The 13,583-nt window shown below is 68.6% G+C and carries 13 protein-coding genes, 1 tRNA gene and 3 pseudogenes; 5 read left to right on the top strand and 12 right to left on the bottom strand.

The annotated features are described in order from the left end of the window. Window positions 1-120: 120 nt before the first annotated feature. From lysA to AB5J54_RS27190, 3 genes are all read right to left on the bottom strand, one after another. Complete coding sequence (lysA, locus tag AB5J54_RS27200; RefSeq protein ID WP_369146525.1) at window positions 121-1,512, bottom strand: diaminopimelate decarboxylase; 1,392 nt, start codon at window positions 1,510-1,512, stop codon at window positions 121-123. Window positions 1,513-1,524: 12 nt separating this feature from the next. Continuing rightward, window positions 1,525-2,523, bottom strand: a complete 999-nt coding sequence (gene nrtL / locus AB5J54_RS27195; RefSeq protein WP_369146524.1) for an ArgS-related anticodon-binding protein NrtL — start codon at window positions 2,521-2,523, stop codon at window positions 1,525-1,527. Window positions 2,524-2,596: 73 nt separating this feature from the next. Next, window positions 2,597-3,166 (bottom strand): response regulator, encoded by a 570-nt coding sequence (locus AB5J54_RS27190; RefSeq protein ID WP_369146523.1) that lies wholly within the window; start codon window positions 3,164-3,166, stop codon window positions 2,597-2,599. Between the two features lie 160 nt (window positions 3,167-3,326). On the opposite strand from AB5J54_RS27190, the gene AB5J54_RS27185 reads away from it, so the two are divergent. Then, a tRNA-Arg gene (locus AB5J54_RS27185) sits at window positions 3,327-3,398 on the top strand. 81 nt (window positions 3,399-3,479) lie between these two features. Here AB5J54_RS27185 and AB5J54_RS27180 read toward each other — a convergent pair. Next, window positions 3,480-3,629 (bottom strand): annotated as a pseudogene (locus tag AB5J54_RS27180) (site-specific integrase); the annotation flags it as partial. Between the two features lie 3 nt (window positions 3,630-3,632). Between AB5J54_RS27180 and AB5J54_RS27175 the strand changes: the two are divergent. Then, window positions 3,633-3,956, top strand: a pseudogene (locus AB5J54_RS27175) (YdcF family protein); the annotation flags it as partial. On the opposite strand, the gene AB5J54_RS27170 reads toward AB5J54_RS27175, so the two are convergent. The 6 genes and pseudogenes from AB5J54_RS27170 to AB5J54_RS27145 form a co-directional block, all read right to left on the bottom strand. After that, on the bottom strand, window positions 3,946-4,623 hold the full coding sequence (locus AB5J54_RS27170; RefSeq protein WP_369146522.1) for a hypothetical protein: 678 nt from the start codon (window positions 4,621-4,623) through the stop codon (window positions 3,946-3,948). The pseudogene AB5J54_RS27175 and the gene AB5J54_RS27170 overlap by 11 nt on opposite strands. A gap of 525 nt (window positions 4,624-5,148) precedes the next feature. Then, entirely contained in the window at window positions 5,149-5,877 is a 729-nt protein-coding gene (locus AB5J54_RS27165; protein ID WP_369146521.1) for a hypothetical protein, read from the bottom strand. Between the two features lie 394 nt (window positions 5,878-6,271). Next, window positions 6,272-7,116, bottom strand: a pseudogene (locus AB5J54_RS27160) (IS5 family transposase). 37 nt (window positions 7,117-7,153) lie between these two features. Next, complete coding sequence (locus tag AB5J54_RS27155) at window positions 7,154-7,939, bottom strand: DUF4253 domain-containing protein (protein ID WP_369146520.1); 786 nt, start codon at window positions 7,937-7,939, stop codon at window positions 7,154-7,156. 87 nt (window positions 7,940-8,026) lie between these two features. Beyond that, the gene (locus AB5J54_RS27150; protein WP_369146519.1) at window positions 8,027-8,449 is read right to left on the bottom strand and encodes a hypothetical protein; all 423 of its coding nucleotides are present in this window, start codon (window positions 8,447-8,449) and stop codon (window positions 8,027-8,029) included. Window positions 8,450-8,526: 77 nt separating this feature from the next. After that, entirely contained in the window at window positions 8,527-8,799 is a 273-nt protein-coding gene (locus AB5J54_RS27145; RefSeq protein WP_369146518.1) for a hypothetical protein, read from the bottom strand. A 328-nt stretch (window positions 8,800-9,127) separates the two neighbouring features. Between AB5J54_RS27145 and AB5J54_RS27140 the strand changes: the two genes are divergently transcribed. The 3 genes from AB5J54_RS27140 (at window position 9,128) to AB5J54_RS27130 (ending at window position 10,490) form a co-directional block, all read left to right on the top strand. After that, window positions 9,128-9,616: an AbiV family abortive infection protein gene (locus AB5J54_RS27140; protein ID WP_369146517.1), complete on the top strand. Its 489-nt coding sequence runs from the start codon at window positions 9,128-9,130 to the stop codon at window positions 9,614-9,616. Window positions 9,617-9,950: 334 nt separating this feature from the next. Then, entirely contained in the window at window positions 9,951-10,124 is a 174-nt protein-coding gene (locus tag AB5J54_RS27135) for a hypothetical protein (RefSeq protein WP_369146516.1), read from the top strand. 105 nt (window positions 10,125-10,229) lie between these two features. Then, window positions 10,230-10,490 carry a hypothetical protein gene (locus AB5J54_RS27130; protein WP_369146515.1) on the top strand — a complete coding sequence of 87 codons (261 nt, stop codon included), beginning with the start codon at window positions 10,230-10,232 and terminating at the stop codon, window positions 10,488-10,490. A 185-nt stretch (window positions 10,491-10,675) separates the two neighbouring features. Here the strand turns inward: AB5J54_RS27130 and AB5J54_RS27125 are convergent, their stop codons facing one another. Further along, entirely contained in the window at window positions 10,676-12,217 is a 1,542-nt protein-coding gene (locus AB5J54_RS27125; RefSeq protein ID WP_369149468.1) for a M4 family metallopeptidase, read from the bottom strand. Window positions 12,218-12,553: 336 nt separating this feature from the next. Then, the gene (locus AB5J54_RS27120) at window positions 12,554-13,534 is read right to left on the bottom strand and encodes a Ku protein (RefSeq protein ID WP_369146514.1); all 981 of its coding nucleotides are present in this window, start codon (window positions 13,532-13,534) and stop codon (window positions 12,554-12,556) included. Window positions 13,535-13,583: the final 49 nt, after the last annotated feature.

Below are 13,583 nucleotides of genomic sequence, written 5' to 3'. Positions count from 1 at the left end.
TTCGTCGTCGTATTTCTACGGTGGAACCAGTCTCACTCACCGGACGAGGGTTTCAGCCCCCAGTCCGGATCCTGAGACACCTATTTCATCACTCGACTGTTTCGTCACACGACTATTTCATCAGCCGACGTCGAGACGCAGGAGATCTTCCTCCGTCTCGCGCCGGACGATGACCCGCGCCTCGCCGTCGCGGACGGCGACGACGGGCGGCCGGAGGGCGTGGTTGTAGTTGCTGGCCATGGAACGGCAGTACGCACCGGTGGCCGGCACTGCGATGAGGTCGCCGGGCGCCAGGTCCGAGGGCAGGAAGGCGTCCCGTACGACGATGTCGCCGCTCTCGCAGTGCTTGCCGACGACGCGGGAGAGCATCGGCTCGGCCTCGCTGGTCCGCGAGACGAGGCTGACGCTGTACTCGGCGTCGTAGAGGGCGGTGCGGATGTTGTCCGACATGCCGCCGTCGACGCTCACGTACGTCCGCAGCCCTTCGAGCGGCTTGACGGTGCCGACGCGGTAGAGGGTGAAGGCGGTGGGGCCCACGATGGCCCGCCCGGGCTCGACGGAGATCCGAGGAGTCCGCAGCCCCGCGGCCTCGCACTCCCGGGTCACGATCTCACCGAGGGCCTTGGCGATCTCGTGCGGCTCACGCGGGTCGTCCTCGGAGGTGTACGCGATGCCGAGCCCACCGCCGAGGTCGATCTCGGGCAGCTCGACCCCGTGCTCGTCGCGCACCTCGGCGAGCAGCTGGACGACGCGCCGCGCGGACACCTCGAATCCGGCCATGTCGAAGATCTGCGACCCGATGTGGGAGTGGATCCCGATGAGCTCGAGCCCGTCGAGCTTGAGGGCCCGCCGCACGGCCTCGGCGGCCTGCCCGCCGGCGAGGGCGATGCCGAACTTCTGGTCCTCGTGGGCGGTGGCGATGAACTCGTGCGTGTGCGCTTCCACACCGACGGTCACGCGGATCTGCACACGCTGGCGCTTGCCGAGGGACTGCGCGACATGAGCGACGCGGACGATCTCCTGGAAGGAGTCGAGCACGATCCGCCCGACGCCGGCCTCGACGGCCGTACGAATCTCGCCCTCGCTCTTGTTGTTGCCGTGGAAGGCGATGCGCTCGGCGGGCATCCCGGCGGAGAGAGCCGTGGTCAGCTCACCGCCGGAACACACATCGAGATTGAGCCCCTCCTCCTTGAGCCACCGCACGACGGCACGGGAGAGGAAGGCCTTCCCGGCGTAGAAGACGTCGGCGTCCTTGCCGAAGGCCTCGGCCCAGGCGCGGCAGCGGGCGCGGAAGTCGGCCTCGTCGAGGAAGTAGGCGGGCGTGCCGAACTCCTCGGCGAGGGCGTCGACGGCGATCCCGCCGACGGTGGCGACCCCGCGCTCGTCGCGCGTGACGGTCCGGGCCCACACCTTCGGGTCGAGCCGGTTGAGGTCGGCGGGCGGGGCGGAGTAGTGCCCCTCGGGCAGGACGTCGGCGTGGCGGGGCCCGGCGGGGTGGGCGGAACGGCTCATGGTCTGCGTCTTTCAGATCTGGTCGGGTGCGCTGATGCCGAGCAGGGAGAGGCCACCGGCGAGCACCGTCCCGGCGGCTTCGGCGAGCGCGAGCCGGGAACGGTGGGCGGCCGAGGGTTTCTCGTCGCCGAGCGGCAGCACGGTGTGCTGGAACGCGAGCAGCGCGTCGGCGGTGGCTTCGAGGTGCCGGGCGACCCGGTCGGGGGCGCGGTGGCGGGCGGCGGCGAGGAGGACGAGGGGGTGGTCGCCGAGGACGCCGAGAAGCTCGGATGCGTGGGTGTCGGTCTCGCGGGCGTCGGTCTCACGGGCGTCGGTCTCACGGGCGTCGGCGGGGGTGATCCCGTACTGCAGCCCGTTGACGAGCAGCCGGCGGACGCGGGCGTGGGCGTACCGGACACGGAAGAGGGAGTTGCGCTCGTGCTGGACGAGGAGGGGAGCCCCGTCGAGAGCGCGGTCGGAGGGCGCGGCGCGGAGCAGCTGCCACCGGGCGGCATCGACACCGAACTCCTGGGGCAGGTAGGTGGCGGGCCGCACAGGGATCCGCTCACCCCCATCGAAGGAGACGTCGGCGCCCTGCGCGCGCAGCAGCCGGGCGACGACGGAGGTGACGACCTGCGCACGGGACTCTGTCACCTCGGCGAACCGGACGACGGTCCCGGCGAGGGCTGTGCCGTGCCCGTACTCGTGTCCGGCGCTACGAATGGCCCGTACGAGATCCCCACCCGCGTCACTCCGGAGGGTGAAGTTCAGGAACCCGGGCCCGGTGATGTCCACGGCGAGGATCCCGGGGGCTCCCTGGAGCCGCTCCTTCAGAACCCCGGCGACGTCGAGGGCGCTGCGCCCGGCGGGCCGGGCGAGGCTGAGCGCGACGCTGCTGGCGTACTCCCCGGTACCCCCGGGCCGGGCCCGCTCGACCTTGACGCGCGGGGGGACGTCGACCCGCAGCGCACCGTCGTCGACCGCACGGCGCACGGCGTGCTGCACGGTGAGGGAGAGGTCCGCGGGGGTCACGGGACAAGCCTAGGGGAGGAGGGGGGTCGAAACGCGAACCGGTTTCGGCATGCGGGCACCTGGAGGGACGAGCTCAGCGTCCCCCGCGCACGCTTCCGGCACGACGGGGGTCGTGAGGCGGCCGGGAGTCCTGGGAGGGCCGGGGGTCGAGCGGTGCTCGGGAGTCCTGGGACGGCCGGGAGTCCTGCTCCTGCGATCCGTCGACGACTGCGGCCGGCTCCTCTCCCCCGTCTCCCCCGTCCGGCCCGGCGGCGTCGGGACGCTCCCGGCGCTCGCGGTGCATCAACTGCCGCACCACACGCACGAGCTCCGAGGGCTCGAAGGGCTTGGCGAGGAAGGCGTCGACACCGGAGGAGACCCCACCGACCTCGTGCTCACCACAGGCACTGATGATCGCCACCGGCAGATGACTGGTCCGGGGATCGGCCCGCAACCGCTCGGCGGTCTTGATCCCGTCCAAGCGGGGCATGACGACGTCCAGGGTGACGACATCAGGACAGACCTGATGTACGACATCCAGACACTCGGCACCATCGGCCGCGGTCACCACCTCGAACCCCTCGAGTTCGAGATTGACCCTGATCAACTGCCGGATCACCTTGTTGTCGTCCACAACGAGCACCCGACCGGACACGCCTGACACACGAACGAGAGTAGGACGCCCCGAACGGCTGCGTCCGGGTTTTACCCACTTCTGACCCGTGCGGGGGACCCGACCTCTGGTGACGCCCCGGAAATACCTGTTCACAGGCACACCCGGAGAGCTGGTAGGGTTCTACCCGTCGCCGCCGAACGCGGCGGACGCCCCCGTAGCTCAGGGGATAGAGCAACGGCCTCCGGAGCCGTGTGCGCAGGTTCGAATCCTGCCGGGGGCACTTCGCAGAAGTGCCACACAGACCCCGTGATCAGCGGAAACGCTGGACGCGGGGTCTTGTTGTATGTTCAGGCGTGTGCCGGGCTGGGCGGGGGAGCGCGAGCTCCCGGGCTTCCTGCCATGCCCGGTAGTACGTCGATGAGGAGACCACTCCCCCGTTCTCACTGAAGAACAGCCGCCCGTCCTCGGCCGTCCCGAACGTCTCAATGTGCTCCCGGAAGACAGCCACGAGCAGATCAGCAAGCCGTACGAGGAGCGACGGTCGTACGCCACGGCACGGAAGTTGTGGCCGGATGTCGAGATCCTCAGCGCTTCAGAACCGATGACGCTCCGAGACTACGTCGGCTCCATCGGAGATGCCCGCCTGGTCATCGACATGCTTGCCGGAGCCCTCCAGCGACTGCTGGTCCACCCGGAGCAGGGCTTCATGATCAGCCGGCAGGTACCCGCTGAGGTGATCGCCTCGTACGACCGCCTGTGCCGGGGCGGATTCGAGAGCCGCCTACTTCGAGGCGACGAGTGGCAGATTCACAGGCACAACAGGAGTCCTAGCGATTGACGGGGCCGCAGCTCGCCAAGTCCTGGGCACCCGCCTTCTCGGCCTTTTCCAGTTCGAGGTATTCCGTGACCACACGCGTTCCCCTCCTCACCTGCACGCTCACCTTGCCCACTGTGATGTCGGGGAACTCGATGGCGTGGACCGTGCGGCGTCCATTCGCCATCACTCCTACGTCCCGCACCTGAAGCGATCTGCCGTTGCAGGTGACGGACTCCACCGTCTCGCGCTCCGCACCGAAGACCACGTTCCACCCCGTCGCCATCATGCGAACTAGCGGTACGAGCCGCGGCTTTCCCTCCACCGGAGGCGAGTTGGGGTGGGAAGAACAAGCGACGGTCGTCATTCCCGGCATGAACGCGACACCGTGACAAAATCGGTCATCCGCCGTCTCCCAAACGAAAAGGGCCCCCTTGTTCGACTCGGCAGCGACCAGCAGCCCTGGCTCTGCTGGAGAGTTGGCGCCGGAGGCGGCGACGTTCATTTCGTTGGTCGCCCAGGCCACGGCCTTCTCGTTGCTGGTCGGCTCGACAGCGGAGGGACCGGGAGTCACCGTCGCGGACACGCCCTCACGACTGCTCGTCGGCAACGGTGCCCCCGCCGCGCTCTCCGAAGTCGCGCAGGATGTGACCGAAAGCACCGCCATGCACCCCGTCACCAGCTGGATCATCGCTCTTCGCACTGCTGTCGCCCCCCGACTCCTCAGCCTGCCGTTACACGGCACGACGCACCCCACAGCACCCCGGTTCCCCACTTCCTCACAGCCATCGCCGCATAAGGATCCCCTCTGCACGACGGACTGGCACACGTCGACCGAACGGCCCGCAGAGCGCTGGGACATAGGAAGCTGTTACAGATTTCTCCACCTCATCAAGGCACCCGCCGCGCGCCTTCAGACACGGCAACCGTCACATGGCATGCGTGGCCGCGAGCGATGCCGACTGCGGCCGGGACGGGGTTCAAGACGGCCAGCAGCGAGGGAGGGCTGCCGCGGTGTAGCGGCGGCCGGCGTGGTCGCTCCGCGTCGGTTCCGGTCTCGTTCCTCTCCCTGGGCGCCTCGTTGAGCTGGTCGCGTGATTGTGGGTCGGACGGGGGGGCCGGAAGAGCTGGTCGAGGTCCGGATACTGCTCGAAGGCGAGGCGACGCGGGTGCCTACCAGCGTCTCCTGTCGGTCATGCGCGAGGGGCGCGGCGGGCTATGGCAGTTTGAGTGTCACGCAGGTGGGGCCACGCGATGAACGGACCTCGCACTTCTCCCCACCACCCGCACTTTGTGCGGTGACCTGGATACCCCACGCGTTCTGCGGGACCGAGACGGGCACGCTGACGCGCTGGACGACCTCGCCCTTGTCATTGGGCCGAAGGGTGCCTTCGTACAGATTTTCGTCCCCGACGGGTTCTCCGTCCTTGTCCACGCCATTGACGAACACGTCGATGGTGGCCCACCGGTCGACACCGTCCGCGTGGACGTCGAAGTTCAGTTTCAGATCGGGTCTGTGGCCTTCGATGACGACGTCGGTGACGTTCGGGCGCCCGTTTCCGCCCGCCGCCTGGGCAGCGCCGACGACGGCCACGCTCAATGCCGTCATGTAGAAGATCACCCCCAGCACCAGGACCACGGTCTCCCAGACGTTGCCTCGGCGGGTGGGGTGGATGAGCAGGGCCACGACGCTGCACGTGATAGCCAGGATGGCGCAGAGGGAGGCGACGTAGATGGGCCAGGACTCGTTGTTGAGGGCGACGAAGACCACATCGCTCGTCAAGCCGAGGGTGGTCATGATTCCCGCGACGGCGACCAGGGCGCCGGCCAGGATCTTGGCAACGTCGTCCAGGCGGCGCTTGCCGACCCTGGCCTGGGCCTCGTCGGGTTCCGCCGTCAGCGGCTGGGGCTCACGGCCAGCGCCCGGCTCGGGGAGCCAGCTCATGGCACCACAGTACGGTCGCGCCGGGAAGCAGGCCGTTCGGAGCTAGCCCGAAAGAGAGCGCAGCCATGAGCGCGGGCAACAGCTCGCTCCCTGCCGGCGCACCGAACCCGGTGGAGGGCTGGCCTGCGGCCCGTTCGTGGACCGAGGCCGCCTGGCAAGCCCCGCGCGAAACGCAGGAAGTGCCAGAAGACCCCGTGAGCAGCGGAGACGCTGGACGCGGGGTCTTGTTGTATGTGCAGGCCCGTGTGTCGGGGTGAGCGGCCGTATGACAGCAGCCGCGGCCTGCGCCGTGGGGCATCCAAACAGGTGGGAGCCGGGAAACGACGAAGGCCCGGGACGGGTGCCAGGGCCTCGCGTTGGAATGACGAGGTCCGGCTAGGCCCTTTCGTTTGGATCACCGGGCAGACCAGAGGAAGATGCCCGCGATGTGGAGTCCGGCCAGGTAGATGGTTGCGGTCTTCTCGTAGCGGGTCGCGAGCCCTCGCCACTGTTTCAAGCGGTTGATGCAGCGTTCGACCGTGTTCCGCTGCTTGTATGCCTCGCGGTCGAATGCCGGGGGCCTGCCGCCGCGGCTTCCGCGACGAAGCCGGTGACCACGTTGATCGGCCGGGACTGGGATCACCGCACGGATCCCGCGCTTGCGAAGGTGGTCGCGGATCGCGCGGGAGGAGTACGCCTTGTCGGCCAGTACCAGGTCCGGCCTGGTGCGAGGCCGCCCTCGTCGACGCGGAACACGCAGGCGGGCCATCACGTGGGGGAAGGCGGGCGCGTCGCCGGCCTGTCCGGCCGTGAGGTAGAAGGCCAGAGGCCGACAGCAGGCATCGGAGGCGAGATGGATCTTCGTGGTCAGACCGCCGCGAGACCGACCGATGGCATTGTCGTCAGGCTCGCCGGCCGGAGCCCCTTTTTGCGGGCCCCGGCCGCATGCTGGTGAGCGCGCACGATGGTGGAGTCGACCGAGACGGCCCAGCTGAGGTCTTCTTCGTCATCGGCCTGCGCGATGAGCGCGGTGAAGACCCGCTCCCACGTGCCGTCGATGGCCCACATCCGTAGCCGGTTGTAGACGCCTCGCCAGTTGCCGTACTTCGCCGGCAGGTGGACCCACTGCGAGCCGGTCTGGAACTTCCAGGCGATCGCGTCGATCACTTCCCGGTGGTCTCTCCATCGGCCCCCACGTTTCGGCGTCCGGTCGGGGAGCAACGGCTCGATCCTCGCCCACTGCGCATCAGTCAACGGCACATCCGAACCAACGAAGCAGGCGGCCCGGCCGTCATGCCTAGTCCCACCAGAACGACCAGGAAGTCCGTCCCACGAGGTCCATCGCGTACTCGGGGAAAGGTGTGGGCGGGTCGTCGACGATGTTGTTCGCGGTCGAGAGCACGTGTTCCAAAGCGAGCAGGTTCGCGTGCTCTGCTTCAAGGGGAGGTCTCGCGACCGAGACGTGCAGCTCGCTGCCGAACACCGCCACGACCTGGGCGCCGAAGCGGTCCTCCCAGCTCCGTAGGAGGGCACACAGCAGAGGCAGCGGTGCCTCCGCGGACCAGCCGATCGACGCCAGAGCATCGCTGCCGCGGCGGGCAGGGACGAGCACGAGGCGGCACTCGTCCAGCCCGAACTGGCCCGTCTCGATGAACCAAGCCAGCAGGCTTGCCGCCACCTCCTCGGGCTTCCGGTCCACGGACGCAGCCGGCATCTGCGGTGCCAGGCCGGGCCACTGCTCGAAGGGCGGCCCGGGGTCGTGTGGCCATGGCTCGACACCTTCAGGTGTCGGGGCCGGTGTCGGGTCCATCCAGAAGGGCAGCCTCCTGCGCCGGTACTCGGCGAAGTCCGTGGCCAGCACCTCCTCCAGGCGGACGGCATCGACGTGGTCCAGGCCGAGCGGCCTTCCCATGGCGTCGGGCCAGCACAGGAGCGGAACCAGGCCACAGGCTTTCTGCTCGCTCAGCAGGCGAGGCCACAGCTGATCGACGTCTTGAGGAAATTCGTCAGAGACCCACACGCGTACCGGACCGGAAGACAGGAACCGGCCGGGGGGCAGACCATCGGGCAGCGCAAACGACATGGTCGCACCGTAGACCGTGGTACCGACAGCGCAGCTACCCGCAGGGCCCAAGGACGCCTCCGCCACCAGTGATCCAAACGAACCGCCCTAGTCGGCGGTCACTCCCCAATAGCCGATCAGGGCCGGCCGGCCGTCGCGATAGAGCACCGTGCAGTTTCCCTGGGCACGGTCGGGGAACTCCAACCGCCCTGTGTCGAGAGCCTCGTCCCAGTCCTCGTAGGTGGGTCGGCCGTCCGGGGACCAGGCCCGCACTTCGCTGTCGGTCAGCGGCCGCATGAACGGCCCATCACTCTGATCCGTGGCGTCGACCATGCAGGGGAAGTCCAGCACGGTGCACGTACCGCCGGTGAAGATGTACTCGTGCCATTCCGGATCGCGCCACAGGTCGTCGACGGACCGCTCTCCGAAGCCGTGGTCGTCCTCCGCCAGGCTCGTTTCCTGGGCCTGCCGGAAGGCGGCTGCCAGATCAGGCTGATACGGCCCCGTCTGCGTCCACGCGTTACCGCCCACCCCTGTCCCCTCCCCATGCGAACTGTCCGAACGGAAGCGCAGCGTAGGCGCTCGCACTGACAGTCCCCCTCGGTCGATCACTCGTACTCCCGCAGCAGGTCTTCGATCCTCCGATTCGCTACTTCCCGACGGCCGTCGAGACCCTTCGCGTACCGGCTGAGCAGCACCTCCACGCTGTTGCCGGCGTGCTCGGCGACCTCGGTGGCGTCCCCGACCGTGTTGAGCCACGTGGAGAACGCGGCGTGCCGGAGGTCGTAGGGCTGCCGGGCGAGCGGCGAGGCGACGACGGTCGGCGGGAGGGCGAGCTCCCGGCTTCCTGACAGGCCCGGTAGCAGGTGGGAGGAGGACACCACTCCCACCACTCCCCCGTTCTCACTGAAGAACAACCGCCCGCCGGTAGCACTGCCGAAGGTCTCGATGTGCTCCCGGAAGATGCGCGCGAACTGGGGTGGGATCGGTACCCGCCGGACGTCCTCCGTAGGCCGGTTCTTGAGGCCGCAGTCGTCATGGCTCTCGCCAGAGTCGGTCCACTGCTTGCCGGCGCTGGGCGGGCCGGTGCAGGAGGGGGGTCCCCAGCCGGATTCGGGAGTCGCGGCCTTGGCTGCTGGCGAACCTTCGTACGGGCATCGGCGGACGAAAACCCGTGCAGGAGCCGGCACCCCCTGCCAAAGTGATCGAATGACCACCCTGCCCAGCGACCCGGAGATGGCGGACCGGATCCTGATAGACATCGGGCGAGAGGCGTTCAAGCACGCCCGCGACCTGCTGCACGCCGCGCGACTGATCCTCGACGCAGGGATCTGGTCGGTCGCCTACGCCAACGCGGCTCTCGCTCTTGAGGAGATCGGTAAGGCGGTGCTCTGCTCCGCGATTCTCCCCATGCCCCCCGCGCAGCGGCAGGCGGAAGTCGATGGCTTCCCCGACAGGTTCACCAGCCACGAGGTCAAATCCTTCTCCGCGCTGCTCGTCCTGCGGATAGTAGAGGGAGGTGCGACCGAGGGGGGCGACGGACCGCGCGCGCCGCGCTGTGCGCGGGCAGCCACAGCCTGCCTCCGAGCGACCACGCCACCGGGAACGGGCGGGCAGGGAGCAGCTGCTGCCGCGATGCGGCGGAGGCCGGTGTGGTCGCTCCGCGTCGGTACCGCGTCGGTACCGGTATCACCGTGACTGATGGGCGTGTCGCCTGAGCACGATGACCTGTGTCCGTTCCCCAAGTGTGCGGGTCGACAGCAGACGGGAGGGGCGCCAAGGCGCGCCGGAGGTAAGGCCGTCCGACCAGTGACTCATGACAGCTCCGCCCCAAAGTTGACCAGTGGGAGCTGCATCGCTTCGACGACGCCTACCTGCCGATCATGAAAAGGGACCCGCCGATGGCGTCACTGATCTGTGGTGGCGAACTGGCGGACCTAGTGATCACAAGAATGCTCGCAGCGGGAGTCACCGTGGTGACCTCGGAGCGATCCCAGGCGTGTCCCAGCCGACCGTCGCGTACCGTGACCGCGTGGACGACGAATCGGTGCTCATCGAGCTCACGCGCGACCAGGCGTTCGTCCTGTCCGACTGGCTCTACGACGTCATGATGCGGTCCGACGAGCTGGACGCCATCGTGCCGGACCGCGCGGTCTGGTCCGGGATCTACGCGATCTCCGGCACCCTTGAGACGACGCTGCCCTAGGTATTCATGCCGGACTATGTGAGCCGCCTGGACGAGGCGCGGCAGCGTTTGCTCGATGCCATGGGCGGCGAAGTAGCAGACGACCGACCACGCTAGGGTCCAGCCATGTCGAACGGTGCGCCCGATCCCTTCAAGGAAGTCATGACGCGAGAGTCCCTTGTGGCCGTGATCCAGGGACTTTGCGACGACTTCAAACGACGGGGCGAGGAGTGGGAGAACCGCACCGTGGAGGACTACCTCGATGCGCTCGCTGCGTGGATCACTGACTCGCCCGGCTCGTATCGGTATCTCGGCGAAGAGATGCCGCCGGACGGCGACTGGACGTTCTTCGCTCGGGCACTCAGCGCGGCCGTCGTCTACGAGTAGCCGATCGGGTCGTGCCCCTGCTGTGCCCGATCGCCCGGTGACTCCACCTCGCCGAGCCTGGGGCGAAGATCGTTTACGACCTGTGGACTTCCTGGACCGTAGGGCGTGGTGCCGGCACAGGGATGAGGAAGACCCCGCCCCCCTTGCGAGTCGCCGGGGGGCGGGGTCTTTCTTCTGGCCTTGTGTTACTTGACGTTGATCGCGGTCCAGGCGGAGGCGACCGCGTTGTACTGGGTGCTGCCCGTGCCGTACAGGTCCGCGGCGGCCGAGAGGGTGGCCGTGCGGGCGCCGGCGTAGCCCGTGGTGGAGGTCATGTAGGTGGAGAGGGCCTTGTACCAGATCTTGTACGCGGCCTGGCGGCCGATGCCCGTGACCGTGGAACCGTTGTAGGTCGGCGAGTTGTAGGTGACGCCGTTGATGGTCTTCGTGCCGCTGCCCTCGGACAGCAGGTAGAAGAAGTGGTTGGCCGGGCCCGAGGAGTAGTGGACGTTGAGGCGGCCGACCGTCTTCGACCAGTAGTCGGCCGAGCTGCCGTCCTTGCTGGGCTTGTCCATGTAACGGAGCGGCGTGCCGTTGCCGTTGATGTCGATCTTCTCGCCGATGAGGTAGTCGCCCGCGTCGGAGGCGTTGTTGGCGTACCACTCGACGGAGGTGCCGAGGATGTCGGAGGTCGCCTCGTTCAGGCCGCCGGACTCGCCGCTGTAGCGGAGGTTGGCGGTGGAGGAGGTCAGGCCGTGGGACATCTCGTGGCCGGCCACGTCGAGGGACGTGAGCGGGTGGGTGTTGCTGATGCCGTCGCCGTACGTCATGCAGAAGCAGGAGTCGTCCCAGAAGGCGTTCACGTACGCGCTGCCGTAGTGGACGCGGGAGTACGCGGCGACGCCGTCACCGCGGATGCCGCTGCGGCCGAGCTCGTTCTTGTAGAAGTCCCACGTCACCGCCGCGCCGTAGTGGGCGTCCGCGGCCGCCGTCTCGCGGTTGCTCGCGAGGCCGTTGCCCCAGGTGTCGGTGGAGTTGGTGAAGAGGGTGCCCTGGCCGGACGTGCCGCCGTTCAGGTCGTACGTCTTGTGACCGCCGCGCGTGGCGTCGGTGAGGCTGTACGAGCCCGAGGTGCCGAGGGTGACCTGGCCGGCGTACATCGTGTTGCCCACGCCGGTCTCGATCGTCTCGACGGAGAAGATCTCCTTGCCGGTGGTGGCGTCGGTGATGACCTGGCGGCGGCTCGGGGTGCCGTCCTTCTGCACGCCGGTGACGGTCGACTCCCAGGCGAGGACGGGCTTGCCGGAGGCCGCCCAGATCACCTTGCGGGCCGAGGAGACGGCCTCGTCCGCGTTGGCGGCGGAGGCGAGGGCGGCCTTGCCGGCGGCGGCGCGGTCGACGGCCGGCGTCGTGCTCGCCACGGATATCCGGGCCTCGGTCGCCTTGGTGGTGGAGCGGGCGCCCGACTTCTTCTGGTGGACGACCAGGTCGCCGCCGATGACCGGAAGGCCCTCGTAGGTGCGCTCGTAGCGCGTGTGGACCGTGCCGTCCGCGTCCTTGACGACGTCCCGGACGACCAGCTTCTCCTGGGCCGGCAGGCCGATGGCCTGGGCGGTCGTCGCGGCCCCGCCCTGGGCCTCGTGGATGGCGGCGGCGCGCTGGGTGCCGGTCAGCTGGATCGCCGTGGCACCGGCCTCGCGCTGGACGTCGGCGTTGGCGGATCCGGTCTGGACGCCGACGACGACCATGGCGGCCGAGGCGATGAGGGCGGCGGCGCGGGCGGTGGTGCGGCGGTGCGAGGACTGCTGGCGGGTCACGCGGGCTCCTTCGCTGAAAAGCGTGGGGATTGTGGGGGTGGTGTTGCGGGTGTGAGCGTGCCAGCGAAGTCGCCCGTTTGACAGGTCTGCAACAAGGATTTGACCAGCTGTTGTCCGAAGGACAGATAACTCTGTTCGTTAATCGGGTAGTTCGGGTCAGGTCGCGACCCTCTCTGCCCAGATTCGGGCAGCACTAAGCCCCCCGGAGGGGTATCCGGGGGGCTTGTGACGTTTAGGCGATTTGGGGGATTTCTGCGGGAGTTGGCGTCAGGCCGTTCGTTTGCGTGGACTCGTCTTTTTCGCCGGAGTCTTCTTCGCCGGGGTCTTCTTGGCCGGAGTCTTCTTGGCCGTCTCCTTCTTGGCCGTCTCCTTCTTGGCCGTCGTCTTTTTCGCCGCCGCCTTCTTCGCCGGCGCCTTCTTCGCCGCGCCCCTCGGCTTGAGTTCCGTCACCACCGCGTCCTCCCCGCGCGCCTCCCTGGCCGCCCGGACGCTGCTCTCCAGGGCCGCCATCAGGTCGATGACCCGGCCTCCGCCCGCCTCCTCCCCCGGCGCCGGGGGTGCGACGCCCTCGCCGCCCGCCGCCTTCGCCGCGATCATCTCCTCGACCGCCGTCCGGTAGTCGTCGTGGAGGGAAGCGATGTCGACCTCGCCCAGCGTGGCCATCAGGGCGTCCGCCAGGTCCAGTTCGGCCTCACGGACCGTGACCGGGGTCTCGGGGGCCACGCCCTCGGGAGCGCGGATCTCGTCCGGCCAGAGCAGACCGTGCATGGCGATCACGTCGTCCACCACCCGGAGCATGCCGAGCCGCTCCCGCCCCCGCAGGGCGTACTTCGCGACCGCCACCTTGTCGCTGCGCTTCAGCGCCTCCCGGAGCAGGGTGTACGGCTTGGCCGCCGGCACACCGTTCGCCGAGAGGTAGTACGCGGCGTCCATCTGGAGCGGATCGATCTCGCCGGCCGGCACGAAGGCGACGATCTCGATCGTCTTCGCGGTGGGCAGCGGCAGCGCGGCCAGGTCCTCGTCGGTGACCGGGATCATGGTCCCGTCGGCGTCCTCGTACGCCTTGCCGATCTCCGCCTGGGGCACCTCCTCCCCGTCGAGCTCGCACACCTTCTTGTAGCGGACGCGGCCGCCGTCCTCGGTGTGGATCTGGCGGAAGGAGACGGACCGGCTCTCGGTGGCGTTCACCAGCTTGATCGGGATACTGACGAGCCCGAAGGATATGGCGCCGTTCCAGATGGATCGCACGATTCTTCCCTTTCGGGCCGAAGAGTCCGGAAACGTGGGATTCTCATCG

The organism is Streptomyces sp. R44, from assembly GCF_041053105.1.
Lineage (GTDB): Bacteria > Actinomycetota > Actinomycetes > Streptomycetales > Streptomycetaceae > Streptomyces.
The sequence above is the reverse complement of the archived record's forward strand: the minus strand, read 5'-3'. Positions and strand labels throughout refer to the sequence as shown.